The 19,625-nt window shown below is 64.6% G+C and carries 21 protein-coding genes; 15 read left to right on the top strand and 6 right to left on the bottom strand.

The window, feature by feature from the left end; translation table 11 throughout:
- The first annotated feature begins 76 nt into the window (after window positions 1-76).
- On the top strand, window positions 77-754 hold the full coding sequence (locus AWB74_RS17040; RefSeq protein ID WP_061147922.1) for a glycine zipper 2TM domain-containing protein: 678 nt from the start codon (window positions 77-79) through the stop codon (window positions 752-754).
- Between the two features lie 98 nt (window positions 755-852).
- Window positions 853-1,344 carry a hypothetical protein gene (locus AWB74_RS17045; protein WP_087039066.1) on the top strand — a complete coding sequence of 164 codons (492 nt, stop codon included), beginning with the start codon at window positions 853-855 and terminating at the stop codon, window positions 1,342-1,344.
- Window positions 1,345-1,810: 466 nt separating this feature from the next.
- Here the strand turns inward: AWB74_RS17045 and AWB74_RS17050 are convergent, their stop codons facing one another.
- The 3 genes from AWB74_RS17050 to AWB74_RS17060 all read right to left on the bottom strand — a co-directional run bounded on the left by AWB74_RS17050 (window position 1,811) and on the right by AWB74_RS17060 (window position 3,740).
- Window positions 1,811-2,197 carry a hypothetical protein gene (locus AWB74_RS17050; protein WP_061147923.1) on the bottom strand — a complete coding sequence of 129 codons (387 nt, stop codon included), beginning with the start codon at window positions 2,195-2,197 and terminating at the stop codon, window positions 1,811-1,813.
- A gap of 17 nt (window positions 2,198-2,214) precedes the next feature.
- Window positions 2,215-2,733, bottom strand: coding sequence for an outer membrane protein assembly factor BamE domain-containing protein (bamE, locus tag AWB74_RS17055; protein ID WP_061148029.1), 519 nt, complete (start codon window positions 2,731-2,733; stop codon window positions 2,215-2,217).
- A gap of 71 nt (window positions 2,734-2,804) precedes the next feature.
- On the bottom strand, window positions 2,805-3,740 hold the full coding sequence (locus AWB74_RS17060; protein ID WP_061147924.1) for a peptidoglycan DD-metalloendopeptidase family protein: 936 nt from the start codon (window positions 3,738-3,740) through the stop codon (window positions 2,805-2,807).
- A gap of 504 nt (window positions 3,741-4,244) precedes the next feature.
- On the opposite strand from AWB74_RS17060, the gene AWB74_RS17065 reads away from it, so the two are divergent.
- Window positions 4,245-4,496 carry a GlsB/YeaQ/YmgE family stress response membrane protein gene (locus AWB74_RS17065; RefSeq protein WP_061148030.1) on the top strand — a complete coding sequence of 84 codons (252 nt, stop codon included), beginning with the start codon at window positions 4,245-4,247 and terminating at the stop codon, window positions 4,494-4,496.
- 58 nt (window positions 4,497-4,554) lie between these two features.
- On the opposite strand, the gene AWB74_RS17070 is transcribed toward AWB74_RS17065, so the two are convergent.
- Entirely contained in the window at window positions 4,555-5,214 is a 660-nt protein-coding gene (locus tag AWB74_RS17070) for a DedA family protein (RefSeq protein ID WP_061148031.1), read from the bottom strand.
- A 203-nt stretch (window positions 5,215-5,417) separates the two neighbouring features.
- On the opposite strand from AWB74_RS17070, the gene mutL reads away from it, so the two are divergent.
- Window positions 5,418-7,391: a DNA mismatch repair endonuclease MutL gene (gene mutL, locus AWB74_RS17075; protein ID WP_061148032.1), complete on the top strand. Its 1,974-nt coding sequence runs from the start codon at window positions 5,418-5,420 to the stop codon at window positions 7,389-7,391.
- Window positions 7,388-8,329 (top strand): tRNA (adenosine(37)-N6)-dimethylallyltransferase MiaA, encoded by a 942-nt coding sequence (gene miaA / locus AWB74_RS17080; RefSeq protein WP_061147925.1) that lies wholly within the window; start codon window positions 7,388-7,390, stop codon window positions 8,327-8,329. The genes mutL and miaA overlap by 4 nt, the downstream gene beginning before the upstream one ends.
- Before the next feature lie 66 nt (window positions 8,330-8,395).
- Here miaA and purM read toward each other — a convergent pair whose 3' ends face one another.
- Window positions 8,396-9,451: a phosphoribosylformylglycinamidine cyclo-ligase gene (purM, locus tag AWB74_RS17085; protein ID WP_061147926.1), complete on the bottom strand. Its 1,056-nt coding sequence runs from the start codon at window positions 9,449-9,451 to the stop codon at window positions 8,396-8,398.
- Between the two features lie 202 nt (window positions 9,452-9,653).
- On the opposite strand from purM, the gene hda reads away from it, so the two are divergent.
- The 7 genes from hda to AWB74_RS17120 all read left to right on the top strand — a co-directional run bounded on the left by hda (window position 9,654) and on the right by AWB74_RS17120 (window position 15,332).
- Window positions 9,654-10,481 (top strand): DnaA regulatory inactivator Hda, encoded by an 828-nt coding sequence (gene hda / locus AWB74_RS17090; RefSeq protein WP_327361975.1) that lies wholly within the window; start codon window positions 9,654-9,656, stop codon window positions 10,479-10,481.
- 11 nt (window positions 10,482-10,492) lie between these two features.
- Window positions 10,493-11,179, top strand: coding sequence for a histidinol-phosphatase (locus AWB74_RS17095; RefSeq protein ID WP_061147927.1), 687 nt, complete (start codon window positions 10,493-10,495; stop codon window positions 11,177-11,179).
- Window positions 11,172-12,758, top strand: a complete 1,587-nt coding sequence (gene pcnB, locus AWB74_RS17100; RefSeq protein WP_061147928.1) for a polynucleotide adenylyltransferase PcnB — start codon at window positions 11,172-11,174, stop codon at window positions 12,756-12,758. Before AWB74_RS17095 ends, pcnB begins: the two co-directional genes overlap by 8 nt.
- A gap of 79 nt (window positions 12,759-12,837) precedes the next feature.
- Window positions 12,838-13,380, top strand: a complete 543-nt coding sequence (folK, locus tag AWB74_RS17105) for a 2-amino-4-hydroxy-6-hydroxymethyldihydropteridine diphosphokinase (RefSeq protein WP_061147929.1) — start codon at window positions 12,838-12,840, stop codon at window positions 13,378-13,380.
- Entirely contained in the window at window positions 13,377-14,057 is a 681-nt protein-coding gene (locus tag AWB74_RS17110; protein WP_061148034.1) for a deoxynucleoside kinase, read from the top strand. Before folK ends, AWB74_RS17110 begins: the two co-directional genes overlap by 4 nt.
- Window positions 14,058-14,103: 46 nt before the next feature.
- Window positions 14,104-14,919 carry a 3-methyl-2-oxobutanoate hydroxymethyltransferase gene (panB, locus tag AWB74_RS17115; protein ID WP_061147930.1) on the top strand — a complete coding sequence of 272 codons (816 nt, stop codon included), beginning with the start codon at window positions 14,104-14,106 and terminating at the stop codon, window positions 14,917-14,919.
- 113 nt (window positions 14,920-15,032) lie between these two features.
- Window positions 15,033-15,332, top strand: coding sequence for a hypothetical protein (locus AWB74_RS17120; protein ID WP_061123738.1), 300 nt, complete (start codon window positions 15,033-15,035; stop codon window positions 15,330-15,332).
- A gap of 16 nt (window positions 15,333-15,348) precedes the next feature.
- On the opposite strand, the gene AWB74_RS17125 is transcribed toward AWB74_RS17120, so the two are convergent.
- Window positions 15,349-16,281: a copper resistance D family protein gene (locus tag AWB74_RS17125; protein ID WP_061148035.1), complete on the bottom strand. Its 933-nt coding sequence runs from the start codon at window positions 16,279-16,281 to the stop codon at window positions 15,349-15,351.
- Between the two features lie 472 nt (window positions 16,282-16,753).
- Between AWB74_RS17125 and AWB74_RS17130 the strand changes: the two genes are divergently transcribed.
- The 3 genes from AWB74_RS17130 (at window position 16,754) to trhA (ending at window position 19,538) form a co-directional block, all read left to right on the top strand.
- Window positions 16,754-17,500, top strand: coding sequence for a c-type cytochrome (locus AWB74_RS17130; RefSeq protein ID WP_061147931.1), 747 nt, complete (start codon window positions 16,754-16,756; stop codon window positions 17,498-17,500).
- Between the two features lie 21 nt (window positions 17,501-17,521).
- Window positions 17,522-18,820 (top strand): c-type cytochrome, encoded by a 1,299-nt coding sequence (locus AWB74_RS17135; RefSeq protein ID WP_061123740.1) that lies wholly within the window; start codon window positions 17,522-17,524, stop codon window positions 18,818-18,820.
- 97 nt (window positions 18,821-18,917) lie between these two features.
- Window positions 18,918-19,538, top strand: coding sequence for a PAQR family membrane homeostasis protein TrhA (gene trhA / locus AWB74_RS17140; RefSeq protein ID WP_061147932.1), 621 nt, complete (start codon window positions 18,918-18,920; stop codon window positions 19,536-19,538).
- Window positions 19,539-19,625: the final 87 nt, after the last annotated feature.

A 19,625-nucleotide genomic window follows, 5' to 3' on the forward strand; every position in this document is an offset into this window, starting at 1 on the left:
AAATGTCACAGCAGTCGCGTACACCGCTCGCGTTGCGCGGCGTTATAGCTGGCAGGCATCCACAGGAGTCGCTGCCATGACCGCCGCAACCGAGATTCAAACGAAGCCGTCCCGCATTCACCCGCTCGTCGCGGCCGCCGCCGTGTCGGTCATCCTCGCGTGCGGCACGGGCATCGCGGCGATGACGGGCCTGCTGCCATCGTCGAAGGCGACGGCAACCGCCGTGACGGCCTCGCCGCTCGTCGATGCGCAAACGGCCAAGCCCGCGACCGAGCCTGCTGCGAAGCCCGTGACGCAATCCGCGCCGCAACAGCCCGCTTCGCTGCCGCGCGCCGTGCGCGGACATCATCCGACGCCGGTTCATCGTCCCGCGCCCGAACAGTCGAGCGCTTCCTACGCACCGGCCGCCGCGCCTGCCTACGATCCGTACGCTGGCGAAGTGACCGCCGTGAACGCCGTGCAGACCGCGCAGCCGACGACCGGCCTCGGAGCGGTCGGTGGCGCGGTGGTCGGCGGGCTCGCGGGCACGCAGATCGGCAATGGCCGAGGACGCACGGCGGCGACGATCATCGGCGCGATCGGCGGCGGGCTGGCGGGCAATCAGATCGAGCACGCGGTTCACAAGGCGACGACGTATCAGGTGCAGGTCCGCATGAACGACGGCAGCGTGCGCAGCTTCAACTACGAGGCTGCGCCTGGCGTGGCGGTCGGCCAGAAGGTGCATGTGTCCGGCGAGACGCTGACGCCTGCGTGAAAAAAGCGGTCGCAAGCCTTAAGACGCACCTAATTTTCCAGTGCGATGATGCTTTCAACGTTCAACGCATCGAGTCCGCATTTTTCGGGAGCACTGTCGTGAAGAAGAAAACGACGAACAAGAAGTCCAGCCGTCCGGCGATGTCGCCGCTGCTGCGCGCACTGACTTACAGCCGTGCGGCGCGCGAGCCGATGATCGACGCGATGCTGCTGCAATGCTATGCGGCGCTCGACGCGTTTCATCGCGGACATGGCTCGCAGCCGCTTTTCCTGTCGCTCTGCCGTCACATGCTGGTCGCGGAGGAGTTGTGCCAGCTCGGCCATGCGCCGGAGGCCGAGCACGAGATCACGCTCGCGCACGAAACGCTCGTCGCACTCGACGCACGTCACGCGGCCGACGCGGCGTGGTCGCTCGACGCGGACGAATACGCCCGGCTTTGTGCTGCGCTCGACGTGTTCGCGCAGCAACTCGAAGAAGCGACGCTCGAACATATCGCGCAGGCCGAAGCGAGCATGGTCACGCAATCGCTCGTCGCGGCGAACATGCGTTCCGGCATCGGGCATGCGCAGCCGGTGTCGTCGGCAGGCTGAAGACCGGACGCGAATCAGGACTTTCCCCCAATACGCTTATCAATTTGCGAATGTGTTTGCGAGCGTACATTGTTATGACACGACGTCGGCAATACTCATTCCAGCGCACGGGGGGAAGCAGCAGAACGCGCCGAGAGACCGAAGAACAGGAAGGACGGCACTGCGCCGGGTCGTGAGTGAAAGCAAAGCGCAACAAGAAAATCAAAGCGCGAGTTTTTGCCAACGACGCGGCGAGTAGCAGGTGAAGGAAGCCATCGTCCCGACAAAGAAGCTCAAAAGCCGGCATTCGCCGGCTTTTTCTTTTTCCGCGATGCACACGATGCCCGCGTTGCACGGTTTGCGATGTCCGCCGCCTTCTCCGACGAAGCGCTGCACGCCGCACACGAAATCAACGCGCGCACCTTCGCGCACGCGCTACTGACGACGGACGAACTGATCGCGGCGCTGAACGGCGACTGAGCCAGAGTCAGCGATAGCTGGCAAACACCATCCGCGCGCATTGGGCGCACCAGTGACGCGACGCCGCGTCGGGATGGGCGTCCCACACATGGCCGTAGGCGCATTTCCAGTTCAGGGGCGTCGCGGCGTCCACATAGCGGTGCGAAAGCAGCATGCCGCCGCGCACGTCCGCCAGTTCTCGCAGACGCCTGGTCTCCAGGTCACGCCGCTCGGACGCGCAATTCATGCAGCGCACGTTCTGCGCGATGTCGAGCGTCTTGTCCCAGCGATGACCGCGCCCGCATTCCCAGATCGGAACCGGTTTCTGACCGGCTTTTTTGAGCATCTGCTCGCGATAGCTTGCCGCTTCGTCCATCAGGCGAAGGCGGGTGTCGGAGAAAGAGAAATCGCTCATCGTACGTATGTCTGAGATCAGCGCTGGCCGCCGCGGATCGACTCGGAGCGCGACGTCGTCACGACAGTGCCGTCGGGTCCGAAATGCGCGTTGAACATGGCGTCCTGATTGACACCGTCCTCGAGCCAATGCCAGCTCCAGACGCGCTCCTTCTTCAGCCGGTACTCCGCGATCTCGGTCGGCTTGCCGAGCAGTCTGCGGACTTCGTCCATCGTCATGCCGGGCCGCACCTTCGCAATATTCTCCGCGGTCAGCACTTGCGTCACGGAGACGAAGCGGCCGTTCGCATCGAGATCGACCATATAGGTGTTCGTGCCCGCCGGTCCGCGCGGATATTCGAGCCGCTTGCTGCCATCGGTGAAGGTGCGCTCGGTCTCGGGCTCGCCCATCTGATCGCGAATCTGCGCTTCGGTCGTGACGCCCGGCTGCAGGTTCTTGAGCAGCAGGTTGTCCGGCTTCACCGCATTGAAAAACGCCTTGAGCTTGTTCAACCCTTCCTCGCTCTGCTGCTGATCGCAGCCGGACAGCAGCGACATCGACACTGCCGCGGCCAGCGCGGCAATCACGGTCTTTTTCACCTCGATACTCCCTTTCCGCGCGCGCCGGATCAGCCGCCGGTGGCGCCGAGCAGCGGCATCGGATCGACCGCGGCGCCCGACTTTCTCACTTCGAAATGCAACGCCGGCGTGCCGCTCGGTCCGGTGCCCATATCGGCGATCGTGGCGCCCTGCTTGACGGAATCGCCTTCCTTCACGAGCAGTTTCTCGTTGTAGGCATAAGCGGTCAGATAGTCGTTGCCGTGTTTGACGATGATCATGCGCCCATAGGAGCGCAGGCCGCTGCCCGCGTACACGACCTTGCCGGCCGCAGCCGCCTTGACGGGTTGCCCGACCTTGCCCTCGATATCGATGCCCTTGTTGCCGCTCGCACCGAACTTGCGCACGACTTCGCCGTGCACGGGCCAGACAAACGTGCCCTTGGGTGCGCTCGCGGAAACGGCGGGCTGATGCTCTTCACTCGCCGCGGGTTTTTCCGCAGCCGGCTTCTGGGCTACCGATTTTTCCGGCGTGGGCAAGAGCGGCGGCTGCGCCATCTTCGACGGCGTGGATGCCGCGGCGGCGGTGCTCGCCGTCACCGATGCGCCCGGCGGTGTCACGCGCAGCACCTGCCCGACATTGACCTGCCTGCTTTCGGGCAGATTGTTCCACTTCGCCAGATCGGCGGGCTTCTGCTTGAAGTTGCGCGAAATGGCGTAGAGCGTATCGCCCGGCTTCACGCGGTAGAGACCCGGCTCGACGGATGTCGACGCGCCCGTGGCCGGCCCGAGCGGCACGACCGGCGCCGGCGTCACGCTTGGCGACGTGCTCTGCACGACCGGCGGCGCGCTCAGCGCCGAATTCTCGACGATCGGCGCGGGCGTGCGCGGCGTCGATGTACATCCTGCCAATCCGGCTGCAATCGCCGCCACGAGCGTCACGCTCGCGATCACCGCGCGGGGCTTCGGTCCGCATGCTTTCTTGTGCACCATCACCAGCTTTTCCATGCTCGTCGTCTTGACTCTTCTAACTTGTCTGCCGCGCTCGCACGCGGCGCCCTCATCACGAACAAATGTTCACAGCGACGCCGTATATCGCGGTGCCGAAGCATTGAAAGATGCCGCAGCCCGATATCGGCGCCGTGAGCGCGAGAACGGCGAACGCCTTCGCCACCGCTCGTACCCGCTCGCCCCAAACGAATCCCAAAATCTGAAGAAACACAAACCCCGCCAGCATAAAACATTACAGAACCAATTTCGTCGCAGTGACCTAAACGACACACTTCGCGAAATGGCCGACATAACCGTTTGGCATTCTAAATTTTTGACGTATACCGCCAGAGCTCGCGGCGTGTGCCGTCGAGGACCATCGCACCCGGCGGGATTGACAATCTGTGACAGTCATCATGCCCCCGCTGCCGTCATTTCCGCTACATTCCCCGCGCCCGGGTGCAGGGTTCCGCCCGCATCCCGCCACCCTCAATTTCACAGGAGTCTCAGCGCATGCAAATCATGCAACACGGCATCATCCTCAGTCTGATCATCGGCGGCGTCGCCGGTTGGCTCGCCGGTCTCATCATGAACGGCAGCGGCTTCGGCGTGATCGTCGATATCATCGTCGGCATCGTCGGCGGTGTCATCGGTGGATGGCTCTTCAGCACGCTCGGCGTCTCATTCGGCGGCGGCATCTTCGGGACGCTGATCACGGCCGTCATCGGCGCGGTGGTACTGCTTTTCATCGTCCGCCTGTTCCGCCGCCGCTAAAGCGGCGCACGGCGCTCGCGAGGCCGTCGTCCGGCGGCCTCGCGGCAGTCGATTCAACTCAGGCCTTCGAATTACGACGGCTCATCTTCCACAGCGCACCGATCGCGATCGGCACGATCGCCGCACCGATACCCACCAGCACGATCACGTTCAGATACTGCTTGATGAACGGAATGTTGCCGAAGAAGTAGCCGAGCAACACCAGCAGCAGCACCCAGATGAGCGCGCCCATAATATTGAAGAGTTGAAAGCGCGCGTGACTCATCGACGACACACCCGCGACGAACGGCGCGAAGGTCCGCACCACCGGCACGAAGCGCGCGATCACGATGGTCTTGCCGCCGTGTTTCTCGTAGAAGTTATGCGTCTTCTGAAGCGCCGCCCGGTCGAGAAAGCGTTCGAGCACGGGAATGTTCGTGTCGAAGACTTTCGGTCCGATCGCGCGCCCGATCCAGTAATTCACCGTGTTGCCGACGATCGCCGCGACGAGCAGCAGCGCGATCAGCGCGAACAGATCCATCTCGTGCGATGCGGCGAACGCGCCGCCGATGAACAGCAGCGAATCGCCCGGCAGGAACGGAAACACGACGAGCCCGGTTTCGCAGAACACGATCAGGAACAGGACCGCGTAGACCCAGGCGCCGTAATTCTGGATGAAGACACCGAGCGACTTGTCGATGTGAAGGATGAGTCCCAGGAATTGCAGCAGCGTGTCCAAAAAGCTTTCCTCGAAAAAAAATGCGCCGGCGCCGCAAAAAAGGCGCATCGGCAACGAACGTGGGAGTCGCGCCATGATACCGAAGTGACGCGTCGCGACGGTTAAAAAACCGTGTCCGAACGCCCACATGCGGCAGGTTGGCGGACCTGGACGGATGCGGACGCGCGAAGAAGGCGATGGGTCGCGAACGTTATAATTTCGTCATGGCCGATTTCAACGAACCCTTCGCCGGCGCCGCAGTCGACGGCCCGGCAGCCACTTTGACAGGCGATGACGCGCGCCGTTCGCGCGCCATCGCCCCGCTGCCCGACCAGCTCATCAGCCAGATCGCGGCGGGCGAGGTCGTGGAGCGGCCGGCATCGGTCGTCAAGGAACTGCTGGAAAACGCACTCGACGCGGGCGCGCGCACGCTGCGCATCACACTCGACGAAGGCGGCGTGAAACGCATCGTGGTCGCCGACGACGGCTACGGCATTCCGCCGAACGAACTTGCGCTCGCGCTTATGCGCCACGCGACGAGCAAAATCCGCTCGCTCGCCGAGCTCGAAGCCGTCGCCACGCTCGGATTTCGCGGCGAGGCGATCGCCTCGATCGCGTCGGTCGCCGAGTTGTTCATCACGAGCCGCACCGAAAGCTGCCCGCACGCGACGCGCATCGACGCGCAAACGGGCGCGATTTCGCCCGCCGCGGGCACCGTCGGCACCACGATGGAAGTGCGCGAGCTGTACTTCAACACGCCCGCGCGCCGCAAGTTCCTGAAAAGCGAGCAGACCGAGCTCGGGCATTGCCTGGAAGTGATCCGGCGCACGGCGCTTGCGCGGCCAGACGTGGCGATTTCGGTGATGCACAACGGCAAGGCTGTCGAGCACTGGAACGCGAGCGATCCGCAGGCGCGCGTCGCGAAGATTCTCGGCGAGGTATTCGAAACATCGCATCTGCCGCTCGACGAGCGCGCCGGGCCGCTCGCCGTCTATGGCTGCGCGGGCTTGCCGACCGCGAGCCGCGGCCGCGCCGATCAGCAATATTTCTTCGTGAACGGCCGCTTCGTGCGCGACAAGCTGCTCACGCACGCCGTGCGCGCCGCGTACGAGGACGTGCTGCACGGCAACCGCTATCCCGCGTACGTGCTGTTTCTCGATCTGCCGCCCAAGTCGGTCGATGTGAACGTGCATCCGTCGAAGATCGAAGTGCGCTTTCGCGATTCACGCTCGATTCACCAGTACGTCTTTCACGCCGTGCAGCGGTCGCTCGCGCGGCATGCGGGCGCGTCGCCGGAGACGACATCGGGCGGGCACGCGGCGCAGTTGCAGCCGACCGGGCCGGCATCGTTCAGCGCGAAGCCTTTCACCAGCGCGCCCGAAACGCTGAGCCTGAAAAGCGAGAACGGCTCGACATGGATGCGTCAGTCGCGCATGACACAGGGCACGCTGCCGGTCGCGCAGCCGCTCGCGCTTTACGACGCGCTCTTCGGCCGCAAGGATGCCGGCGCGGGTACGCTTGACGCGACGACCACGCGCGATGAACCGTCGCCGGCTGTGGCGTGGGCATCGGACGAAACGCCCGCTTACCACGCTCCGCTCAGTGGCAGCGACGAACAGCCGCTCGGCTTTGCCGTCGGCCAGATTCACGGCATCTATGTATTGGCGCAGAACGCACGCGGACTCGTGATCGTCGACATGCACGCGGCGCACGAGCGCATTCTCTACGAGCAGTTCAAGCACGCGCTCGCCGATCGCGCGATCGCAGTGCAGCCGCTGCTGATTCCTGTGTCGATGACGGCCGAGCCGGTCGAGATCGGCATCGTCGAGGAAGAGCGCGACACGCTCGATGCGCTTGGCTTCGATCTCGCGGTGCTTTCGCCAACGTCGATTGCGATTCGCGCCGTGCCCGCGCTCCTGAAGGACGCCGATCTGCAATCGCTCGCGCGCGCCGTGCTCGCCGATCTGCAGGCTTACGGCGGCTCGCGCGTGCTGACCGAACGCCAGCACGAACTGCTCGGCACGCTCGCCTGCCACAACGCGGTGCGCGCGAATCGCCGCCTCACGCTCGATGAAATGAACGCGCTCCTGCGCCAGATGGAAGCGACCGAGCGCGCGGATCAGTGCAATCACGGCCGGCCGACGTGGTATCAACTGACGCTCGCCGATCTCGACCGGCTTTTCATGCGCGGACAATGAGCCTCTTGCCGGTAGCCTGTCTGCTCGGTCCGACGGCGTCTGGAAAGACCGCCGCCGCGCTCGCGTTCGCGGCGCGGCATCCGGTCGAGATCGTCAGTGTGGATTCGGCGCTCGTCTATCGCGAGATGGATATCGGCACGGCCAAGCCGAGCGCTGAGGAACGCGCGGCGGCGCCGCATCATCTCGTCGACATCATCGATCCCGCCGACACGTATTCCGCCGCGCAGTTTCGCGCGGACGCGCTGCGGCTCGTCGGCGAGATCGTTGCTCGTGGCAAGGTGCCGTTGCTGGTCGGCGGCACGATGCTGTACTACAAGGCGCTCACGCAGGGCCTCAACGATCTGCCTTCCGCCGATGCCGACGTGCGCGCCGCGCTTGATGCCGACGCCGAGCGCGATGGCTGGCCAGCGTTGCATGCGCGTCTCGCCGTTGTCGATCCGCAGACGGCCGCGCGGCTCGCACCGACCGATTCTCAGCGCATTCAGCGCGCGCTCGAGATTTTCATGCTCTCTGGCAAGCCGATGTCCGCGCTGCTCGCCGCGCCGCGTTCACAGGACGCGGATACGCCGTATCGCTTCGTGCCGGTCGCGCTGGAGCCGTCGGATCGCGCGGTGCTGCACAAGCGTATCGAGGCGCGCTTCGATGCGATGCTCGCGCATGGTTTCATCGACGAAGTTCGCGCGTTGCGTGCACGCGGCGATCTGAATCTTTCGATGCCGTCGATGCGTTGCGTCGGCTATCGGCAGGCGTGGGAGTATCTCGACGGCGCGTTCGCCTACGACGAAATGCGCGACAAGGGCGTGTTCGCGACGCGGCAGTTGTGCAAGCGGCAGTTGACTTGGTTGAGGGCGATGCCGGAACGCATCGTCGTGGATTGCTGCGCGGGGGACGCGACGGAGCGGGCGGTGGAGGCGGTGGAGCGGGCTGCTGGCGCGTAGGCTCGCAAAACGAAAAACCCTCGCACGCAGCGAGGGTTTTTCATGCGACCAGACGGAGCGGCTGACTCAAACCACCACCGTCTGCGCCTCCCCTTCCTTGCTCTCGCGCACGACGCCGATCTTCCAGACCTGCTCCCCCGCACCCGACAGCAAGCCGATAGCCGCATCGGCATCTTCCGCCGCGACGATCACCGCCATCCCGATGCCGCAGTTGAACACGCGATGCATCTCCGCATCCGCCACGCCGCCGTGCTTCTGCAGCCACGCGAAGAGCGGCGGCAACGGCCACGCGCGATGATCCAGCTCCGCCGTCAGCCCTTCGCGCAGCACGCGCGGAATATTCTCGACGAGACCGCCGCCCGTGATATGCGCCATGCCCTTCACCGTGACGCTCTGCATCGCGGAAAGCAGCGGCTTCACGTAGATGCGCGTGGGCGCCATCAACGCATCGGCGAGCGAGCGGCCGTCGAAATCGGCGTTCAGATCCGGATTCGCGCGCTCGATGATCTTGCGCACCAGCGAATAACCGTTCGAATGAATCCCGCTCGACGCGAGCCCCAGCACAACATCGCCCGGCTTGATGGTGCTGCCGTCGATGATCTTGCTCTTTTCCACCGCCCCGACCGCGAAACCGGCCAGATCGTACTCGCCGTCCGGATACATGCCGGGCATTTCCGCCGTCTCGCCGCCGATCAGCGCGCAGCCCGCGTATTCGCAACCCTGCGCGATGCCCTTCACGACGTCCGCGGCCGTATCGACATCCAGCTTGCCGCACGCGAAGTAATCGAGGAAAAAGAGCGGCTCGGCGCCCTGCACGAGAATATCGTTCACGCTCATCGCGACGAGATCCTGGCCGACGGTATCATGCCGGTTCAGCGTGAACGCGAGGCGCAGCTTGGTGCCGACGCCGTCCGTGCCCGACACGAGCACCGGCTCCTTGTACTTCTTCGGCACCTCGAACAGCGCGCCGAATCCGCCGATGCCGCCCAGCACGCCATCGCGCAACGTCTTTTTGGCAAACGGCTTGATGCGGTCGACGAGCGCATCGCCCGCGTCGATGTCCACACCCGCGTCGCGGTACGACAAACCCTGGGTGTCAGAGGCGGATTTCGGTTGATTCATGGGGGGAGTGCGAGAAGGTCGGTAAAATGCGATTTTACCCGATGATGACCCGACGACCGGATTTCCCGCGCGCACGACATGCGCCGGCGGCGCTCTTTTCGAGATCCAGCGTGATCGAACGAGCGTAGCCGCGAAACGCGCGCGGAACGGTCCGAAGCGGCTTTGCGCGCGCCCGCATGGCTCATCTGCCGGTTTTCAAGATATGCCCGACGCAAGGCCCGACGACACCGATCTCCCCGTGCAACGCCAACTGACGCTCGATCTGGGCACGCCGCCGCCCGCCACTTTCGACAATTTCTTCGCCGCCGGCAATCACGAGGTGATCGCGCGGCTGCGCGAGCTCGAAGGCGCGCTCGCGGCGGGCCCCGTCGCGGACCGCACGTTCTACGTGTGGGGCGAGCCGGGCAGCGGCCGCAGCCACTTGCTGCAGGCGCTCACGCACGAAGCGAACGGCCATGCGCGCTATCTGAGCCCGCAAAGCGCGCTCAACGCATTCGGCTTCGATCCGCGCGTGACGCTCTATGCCATCGACGATTGCGACCGCCTGTCGCCCGCCCAGCAGATCGCGCTCTTCAACCTCTTCAACGAAGTGCGCGCGCACCCGACCAGCGCGCTCGTCGCGACCGGCAACGACGCGCCGCTCGCGCTCACGGTGCGCGAAGACCTGCGCACGCGTCTCGGCTGGGGCCTCGTGTTCCATCTCCAGCCGCTTTCGGACGATGCGAAGGCCTCGGTGCTGAAACACGCGGCGCGCGAGCGCGGCATCGTGCTGGCGGAAGACGTGCCCGGCTATCTGCTCACGCATTTCCGGCGCGACATGCCGAGCCTCATGGCGCTGCTCGACGAGCTCGACCGCTTCTCGCTGGAACAAAAGCGCGCGGTGACGCGCCCTCTCCTGCGCGCGATGCTCCAGCAAACCGGACGCGCCGCGCCGCTCGCTTCGATCGCAACGGACGATCCGCCCGCCCAGACACCGGCCGCGGATTCCGCTTGCGCCGCGCCGGACAACGCTCCGACCCGCTTCAAGTAAAATGCGCACCCATGAACCTCGCCCTCTTTGATCTCGACCACACGCTCATTCCCACCGACAGCGACCACGAATGGGGTCGCTTCATGATGAAACTCGGCATCGTCGAAGCGGAATCCTTCGCGCGTCAGAACGATGCCTTTTACGCCGATTACAAGGCGGGCGTGCTCGACATCAACGCGTATCTGCATGCGATGCTCGCACCGCTCGCAAAATACTCGCGCGAGCAACTGACCGATTGGCACGCCCAGTTCATGCGCGAGGTGATCAATCCGCGCATCGTGCCGGCCGCCGTCACGCTCGTGCGCGAGCATCAGGACGAAGGCGATCTGTGCTGCCTCGTCACCGCGACCAACGCGTTCATCACCGCGCCGATCGCGGAAGCCTTCGGCATCGAAACGCTGATCGCCTGCGAAGTCGAAACCGTCGGCAACCATCCGGCGGGCGCGCTCACCGGCCGGCCCACCGGCACGCCGAGTTATCGCGAAGGCAAGATCGTGCGCGTCGAGGAATGGCTCGCGTCGATCGGCAAGACGCTCGGCGACTTCAGGCACAGCTATTTCTACAGCGACTCGCACAACGACATCCCGCTGCTCGAGCGCGTCACCGACCCGGTCGCGACCAATCCCGACGACACCCTGCGCGCGCACGCGCAAGCCAAAGGCTGGCGCATCCTGAACCTGTTCGACACACGTGATTAAAAAACTCATCCGCAAGCTGTTCGGGCAAGAAAGCGCCCCTGCCGACGCAGGCAACGAAGGCGCGGCGAACGACACTCCGACTGCTTCGCCCGACGCAAAACCCGCTCGCAAGAGCACGCGCAAGAAAGCCGCCGCGCCCGTGAGGCGCGACCCGAACGTGCCGGTGATCCTGTCGTCGGAGATTCACGGCATCGATCCGTCGCTGATCTCGAAGAACGCCGTGCGCGTCACCGAAGGCCTGCAGCACGCGGGGCATCGCGCGTTCATCGTCGGCGGCGCGGTGCGCGATCTGCTGCTCGGCGTAGCGCCGAAAGACTTCGACGTCGCCACCGATGGCACGCCCGATCAGGTGCAGAAGCTGTTCCGCCGTGCGCGCATCATCGGGCGGCGCTTTCAGATCGTGCACGTGCAGTTCGGGCAGGAGATCATCGAGACATCGACGTTCCGCGCGCTCATGGACGTGCCGCAGGAGCCGTCCGCCGAACCGCCGCGGCGCCTCAAGCGCGGCGAACTCGATGGCCGCACGCACGCCGTCGATTCGAGCGGCCGCGTGCTGCGCGACAACGTCTGGGGCGAGCAGCACGAAGATGCCACGCGCCGCGATTTCACCATCAACGCGATGTACTACGATCCGGCCACGCAAACCGTGCTGGATTATCACGACGGCATGGCCGATATCCGCGCGCGCCTGTTGCGCATGATCGGCGATCCGGCCACGCGCTATCGCGAAGATCCGGTGCGCATGCTGCGCGTCGTGCGCTTCGCGGCGAAGCTCGGCTTCGAGATCGACGAAGCCACGCGCGCGCCCATCAAGGATCTCGCGGACCTGATGAACAACGTGCCGGCCGCGCGTCTCTTCGACGAGATGCTGAAGCTGCTGCTGTCCGGTCACGCGCTCGCCTGTCTCACGCGGCTGCGTCAGGAAGGCCTGCATCATGGCGTGCTGCCGTTGCTCGATGTCGTGCTCGAACAGCCTCACGGCGAGAAGTTCGTCACGCTCGCGCTCACCAGCACCGACGAGCGCGTGCGCGCGGGCAAGCCGGTTTCGCCGGGCTTTCTGTTCGCCACGCTCTTGTGGCATGACGTGCAGACTCGCTGGCAGCAATTCACCGCCAATGGCGAATATCCGGTGCCCGCGCTGCATCGCGCGATGGACGACGTGCTCGACATGCAGACCGAAAAGCTCGCGATCCACAAGCGCTTCTCGTCGGACATGCGCGAGATCTGGGGCCTTCAGCATCGGCTGGAAAAACGCGGCCGCGGCGCACTGAAGCTGCTGGAACACCAAAGATTCAGAGCGGGGTATGATTTCCTGCTACTGCGTTGCGAATCGGGCGAGCTCGATGCCGAAGTCGGTCAATGGTGGAGCGATTTCATCAGCGGCGATCACGCCGAACGCGAAGCGCTGTTGTCGCAAGGCGGTAAGGAGAAGAGCGGCCCGAAGAAGCGGCGGCGTCGCAGCAACGCGAAGCGCCGGTCCGGTGAGCCTACTGAGCAGGCCGCACAGGGAAGCGAAGGCGAAGCAATGCCCGATGTGGCAATCAAGCGCGAAGACGCCGGCGACGCCGACAACGGGTAAGGCCGGATTTGGTTACAGTAGCGAGAGAGCGATGTAGCTTTCGCGCCTTTCGCTGCAACCTACGCGTAGGACTTCTGCCATGACGATTGCTTATCTGGGCCTGGGAGCGAATCTCGGCGATGCGCGCCAGACCCTGAAAGACGCAGTCGTGTGTCTCGCCCAGCAGCACACGATCACCGTGCTCGCGAAATCGAGCGTGTATCGCACCGCGCCGATCGATGCATCGGGCGACGATTACTTCAATTGCGTCGTCAAGCTCGAAACGAGTCTGCCGGCGCGATCGCTTCTGCGTCTGTGTCATCACATCGAAGAGCAGTTCGGGCGCGAGCGGCCCTATCGCAATGCGCCGCGCACGCTCGATCTGGATATCCTGCTGTTCGGCGCATCGAGCATCGACGAAGCGGATCTCGTCGTGCCGCATCCGCGCATGACCGAACGCGCCTTCGTGCTCGTGCCACTCGTCGAGCTCGAACCCGAGCTCATTCTTCCTCAACGCGGCCGCGCGGATGCGTTCATCGCGGGCGTCGCCGATCAGCGCATCGAGAAAGTCGCGACGTGCCAGTGCATGGCTGGTACATCGAACGCCAGCGCCGCCCTTACCAACAAGACAGATTGCCGATGAGCGTTCCGCCACTCACCGTCACCGCGCCGCAACTGCGGCCGCCGCATCGCTACATTGCGATCGAAGGCCCGATCGGCGTCGGCAAGACCACGCTCGCGACGCTGCTCGCCGAACGCTGGTCGATGCGCACGCTGTTCGAGCGTCCGCAGGACAATCCGTTTCTCGAGCGTTTCTATCGCGACACGACGCGCCACGCGCTCGCCACGCAGTTGAGCTTCGCGTTGCAGCGTGCGTCGCAGACGCAGGAAGCCGCCGATATCACGATGAGCGGCGCGACGCTGATGACCGACTTCGTCACTCAGAAGAGCGAGTTGTTCGCGCGCCTCACGCTGCCCGACGACGAGTTCCAGCTCTACAAGGACGTCGCCTCGCGCATTCATTCGAGCGGCCCCGCGCCCGATCTCGTCATCTATCTGCAGGCGAGCCCGGAAGTGCTGTTCGCGCGCATTCAGAAGCGCGCCCTGCCGATGGAGCTGCAAATCTCGGACTCCTATCTGCGCGCGCTCTGCGATGCCTACAACGAGTTCTTCTATCACTACGACGCGACGCCGTTGCTCACGGTGAACGCGGAGCACCTGAATCCGATTGCATCGGATGAAGATCTCGCGCTTCTGCTCGATCGCATCGGGACGATGCGCGGGCGCAAGGAATTCTTTGTCAAAGGCGTTTCGGCCTGAGCTTATAGTCTTGTAGCCCGATCACGCTCTCTCTAGTGAAATCATCATGACGTATCTGCAGGAAACGAATCGCTCGACGATCACCGTCCCCAAGCTCCAGGCCATGCGCGAGACAGGCGAGCGCATCGCGATGCTGACATGCTACGACGCGAGCTTCGCGGCGCTGCTAGAGCGCGCAGGCGTCGATGTCATGCTGATCGGCGACTCGCTCGGCAACGTGCTGCAAGGTCATCACACGACGCTGCCCGTCACGCTCGCCGACATCGCGTATCACACGGCGTCGGTCGCGCGCGGCAACCGCAGCGCGCTGATCGTGGCGGACATGCCGTTCGGCACGATCGGATCGAAAGAAGATGCCTATGCGAACGCCGTGCAGCTGATGCGCGCCGGCGCGCAGATGGTGAAGATCGAAGGCGGCGAATGGCTCGCGGAGACCGTGCGCTTTCTCGTCGAGCGCTCGATTCCGGTGTGCGGGCACGTCGGGCTCACGCCGCAATCGGTGCATGCGTTCGGCGGCTTCAAGGTTCAGGGCAAGTCCGAAGCGGCGGCGCAGCAGATGAAGCGCGACGCCATCGCGCTGCAGGAAGCGGGCGCGCAGCTTGTCGTGATCGAAGCCGTGCCGACGCTGCTCGCGCGCGAAGTCACCGAAACTCTCGCGATCCCGACGATCGGCATCGGCGCGGGCGTCGACTGCTCCGGGCAGGTGCTCGTGCTGCACGACATGCTCGGCATTTTCCACGGCAAGCGCCCGCGCTTCGTCAAGGATTTCATGCAAGGTCAGCCGAGCATTTTCGCGGCCGTCGATGCCTATGTGCGCGCGGTGAAGGACGGCAGCTTCCCCGGTCCCGAGCACACGTTCTGACCGCAAGCGGCCCCGCGCGGGCCGCGCTTCACGATCTGCGTTTTCTCGTACATACTGGTGAGCTTCTTGCGCATATGCTCGAACATAGTCACCAGAAAAAAGCGAAAACGACCATGTGGCACGTCCTTCCCGATGAATACGTCCGCGCTCAGCTCGCGGTCGGCTCGCTCGTCGCGCTGGGCGTCGCGCGCGTGGTGGCGGCGGGAATCGGCGCGCAGCACGGCTGGCGCATTGCGGCAGTGACGCGCTGGTTCATCGGCGCAGCGGTGTTCTTCTGCCTGCCGCAACTGCTCGAAGTGATTTTCGTCGCCGATTCGCATACGGCGTTCGTCGAGCTGCAAGGCAAGGTCATCGGCTGCGCGGTGGCGCTCTTCTGTGCGCCGATCGTCAGTCACAAGCTCGGCTACGAATAACGCGTTTGCGCGTTTTTTATCCCGCGAGCGCCGAGCCCGGCACGCTGTGCGACAGCACGGCCGCGGCCACGAATACCCCCGCCATCATGACCGCTTCGATGCGCATCACGTTGATGACCGTGTGCGCGTCCATCGTCGAGGCCGAGCGTTGCAGGCGCGGCAGCGCCGACCATCGGTTCAGCGCGCCGAACGCGAGCGCCATCGCGACCAGCACGACTTTAACGATCAGCGCATGACCCCACGTGCTCGCGCCCAGCACCGCGAACGAACCGCCGATGCCGCGCCAGCCATTGAACACGCCCGTCAGGATCACGAACGCGACCGCGATCGCCGCCGTGCGCGACATCCGCGCGACGATGCGGATCAGGAACGCGCGCGCCACCGACGTATCGAGCGCCGGCAGCACGAACGCACCCGCGATGACGATGCCGCCCCATACGGCCGTCGCAAGCAGATGCAGCGTCTGAACGCCTTCCGCGAGGGAGAACGCGCCCGCGTCGGCGGCATGACCGACCGCGGACTTGCCCGCCGCGACGATCAGCGCGGCAAGCATCGCCGATCCGATCCGCGAAGCCGACAGCGCGCCGCCGCTCGCCGCCGCGAGCAGCAGGAGCACGCTGCCCGCCAGCGCGACCGACCAACCGACGCCCGCGTGCGTGCCCGTCGCGACGAGCCACAGCGACGCGCCCGCTTGCATGACCGGCGCACCGCTCATCGCCGCCGACTGCAACCACAGTGAAGCGAAGTTGCACAGCGCGAGGGCGAGCGCGGCAACCAGACCGCCTCGCGACGCGCGCCGCCAGCCGTTTCGCGCCGGAGAGACAGGCGCGAACGCCTGTTCGCGAGACAGCCAGGCGTTCAGGATGAGCGTGCCGAGCACGCAGGCGAACGACAGATCGGCCAGCGCCGCGAACGCCGTCTGCGCAAACCAGAGGGGATCGTCGCTCATCATGCGGGACGGTTTGAGGCGTGAATGCGCATTGCCGAAAGGAAGGTCATCGAAGAATTTTGCGAAGTCTAAACGAGCGCGCACGATGCAGCACAGCATCGAACACGAACGAAACGCCTTGAATTTTTGCCGGGCGCTTCCGAAACTGCATGAAGCACATCGGACCGGCGCACCCTGATCGGTCGAATATTTGCCGAAAGGCAATGAACTTCCCGCATTCAGGAAGTTCGTCGCGGATGGTCAAGAGCCGCGCGGCAAATTGTCGCGAATGCGCTGCACCGGGACTTAGAGCGAGATTGTGTCAAATAGTCACCATCATGCTTCGATGATAGAATGCCGCGTCGCATCAGAGGCTCGACGAGAGCCGCTGTGGCCGTGGTCCGCCACTTGTCGCCACTTACAGCCCCCTGCGTGGCCGTGGTTCGCCACCTTCGCACCGAGCCGCACGAAGCTCGGCAGGTCCCCGAATTTCATGGAGTGTCGCGTGTTTTCAAGACGCATTTTTCGTCCGCTGCTCGCTATGGCTTTTGCCTCGGCTCTGGTAGGCAGCGCTGGCGTTTTCAGCTCGGCCGCGCAGGCGCAGAACCAGCCCATCGCACCGGACACGATGGCCGCGCGCGTGCAAGGCTGCACGGCATGCCACGGTGTTCACGGTGAAGGCACGGACAACGACTACTTCCCGCGTCTTGCCGGCAAGCCTGCCGACTATCTGTACAACCAGCTCCAGAATTTCCGCGAAGGCCGGCGCAAGTACCCGCCGATGAACTACCTCGTCACGTATCTCTCGGACGATTACCTTCATCAGATCGCGACGTACTTCTCGAACCAGCGTCCGCCGTATCCCGCGCCCGCCAAGTCGAACGTCTCGTCGACGACGCTCGCGCGCGGCCAGCAGATCGTGCTGAACGGCGATGCGTCGAAGAACATTCCCGCGTGCGCGGCCTGCCACGGCAAGGGCCTGACCGGCATGCAGCCGGCGATTCCGGGCCTCGTCGGCCTGCATTCGGACTACATCAGCGCGCAAGTCGGCGCATGGAAGTCGGGCACGCGTCACGCCAAGGCGCCCGACTGCATGCAGCAGATCGCCTCGCGCCTGACGGATGACGACGTGACCGCCGTCGCCGCCTGGCTGTCCACGCAACAAGCACCCGCCAACCCGGTGCCCGCGCCCGCTGGCTCGTTGAAGATGCCGCTCAAGTGCGGCAGCGAACCGCAATAAGGCGTCTGGAGCGACAACATAATGAAACGCAAGTCCCTGTTCGCACTTTCCTCGGCTGTCGTGGTGGCAGCCGTCGCAGCCGGCGCCGTCCTCTGGTCGGGCGGCGACAATCTGCATTCGGGCGGCGCCATCGCGGCGACGCCCGCCGACAAAGCCGCGCTCATCAAGCAAGGTGAGTACCTCGCGCGCGCCGGCGACTGTATCGCCTGCCACACGGTGCGCGGCGGCAAGGAATTCGCCGGCGGCCTGCCGATGGCCACGCCGTTCGGCACGATGTTCACGCCGAACATCACGCCGGACGATCAATACGGCGTCGGCAAGTGGACCTCTGACGACTTCTATCGCGCGATGCACACGGGCCGCTCGAAAGACGGTTCGCTGCTCTACCCCGGCTTCCCGTTCACGAGCTACACGAAGGTCACGCGCGCCGATTCGGACGCGATCTACGCGTATCTGCGCTCGGTGCCGCCGGTTTCCGAACCGAGCCGTCCGCATGAACTGCGCTTCCCGTTCAACAACCGCAACCTGCTGATCGGCTGGCGCACGCTGTTCTTCTCGGAAGGCGAGTACAAGCCGGATCCGACCAAGTCGGTCGAATGGAACCGCGGCGCGTATCTGGTCGAAGGCCTCGGCCACTGCGGCATGTGCCATACGTCGATCAACGCGATGGGCGGCCCGGTCAACTCCGCGGCCTTCGCGGGCGGCCTGATCCCGCTGCAGAACTGGTATGCGCCGTCGCTCACCTCGAACAAGGAAGCGGGCCTGGGCGACTGGGACCTGAAGGACATCAACGACCTGCTGAAGACCGGCGTGTCGCAGCGTGGCGCGGTGTTCGGTCCGATGGCCGAAGTGGTTCACAACAGCCTGCAGTACATGACCGACGCGGACATCAACGCGATCTCGACGTATCTCAAGTCGATCCCGCAGAAGAAGGAAGCGCCGGAAGTCATGCAGCTGGAGACGTCGGACAAGTTCGGCGGCGAGTTGCTCACGCTCGGCAAGAAGGTCTACACCGAGAACTGCGCGAAGTGCCATCAGGAAAATGGTCTCGGCAAGCCGCCTGCGTATCCGCCGCTCGCCAACAACCAGTCGATCCAGATGCCGTCGGCCGTCAACCCGATCCGCATGACGCTGAACGGCGGCTATCCGCCGAGCACGGAAGGCAACCCGATGCCGCACGGCATGCCGCCGTTCGCGCAGTCGCTGTCGGATACGGAAGTCGCTTCGGTCGTGACCTATATCCGTATGTCGTGGGGCAATCACGGCACGCCGGTGTCGCCGCAGCAGGTCAGCAACCTGCGTTCGGCGCCGCTCGACTGACGGCTTTTCAGGTCCTTCACCGGGACAGCGTACAATACGCACCGGGGCGCAGCCTTCGTAGTTGGGGCCGCGCCCCTTGTCTTTTGGTGGATTCGATATGCATGTCGGTGAGCGTTTCAACAGCATCAGCCATTTGATCGGCGCGCTGCTGTCGGTGGCGGGGCTGGCTGCGCTCGTCACGATGGGCGCGCTCGACGGCGACGCGTACAAGGTCGTGAGCTTCGCGGTATACGGCGCGATGCTCAGCGTGCTCTACATCATCTCCACGCTGTATCACTGGGCGCGCACGCCGCGCCTGAAAGCGATACTGCAAAAGTGCGATCACTCGGCCATCTACTTGTTGATAGCCGGCAGCTACACGCCGTATACACTAGTGACCTTGCGTGGCCCCTGGGGCTGGTCGCTCTTCGGCGTGAGCTGGGGACTCGCCGCGCTCGGCATCACGCAGGAACTCACGCTCGGGCGCCGAACCCGCAGCGTGTCGATGGTGCTTTACGTGTTGATGGGATGGCTCGCGCTCGTGGCCGTTCATCCGCTCGTGACGGCGCTGCCGGCCGCGGGAACCGCATGGCTGGTCGCGGGCGGCGTGATTTACAGCGCTGGCATTTATTTTTTCATCAACGACGAGCGCATTCGGCACGGACATGGGATCTGGCATCTGTTCGTGCTCGCAGGCAGCCTGTGCCAGTTCGTGAGCGTCGCGCGCTATGTCGCGTGAGCGCGGACCGGAACGGGCGCCGCTGCGTCGAAATGTCTTCGATGCAACTTAGCGCCAGATGACGTGTCTTGATAGCACGTCGAACCC

Source organism: Caballeronia arvi (assembly GCF_001544695.2).
GTDB classification, from domain to species: domain Bacteria; phylum Pseudomonadota; class Gammaproteobacteria; order Burkholderiales; family Burkholderiaceae; genus Caballeronia; species Caballeronia arvi.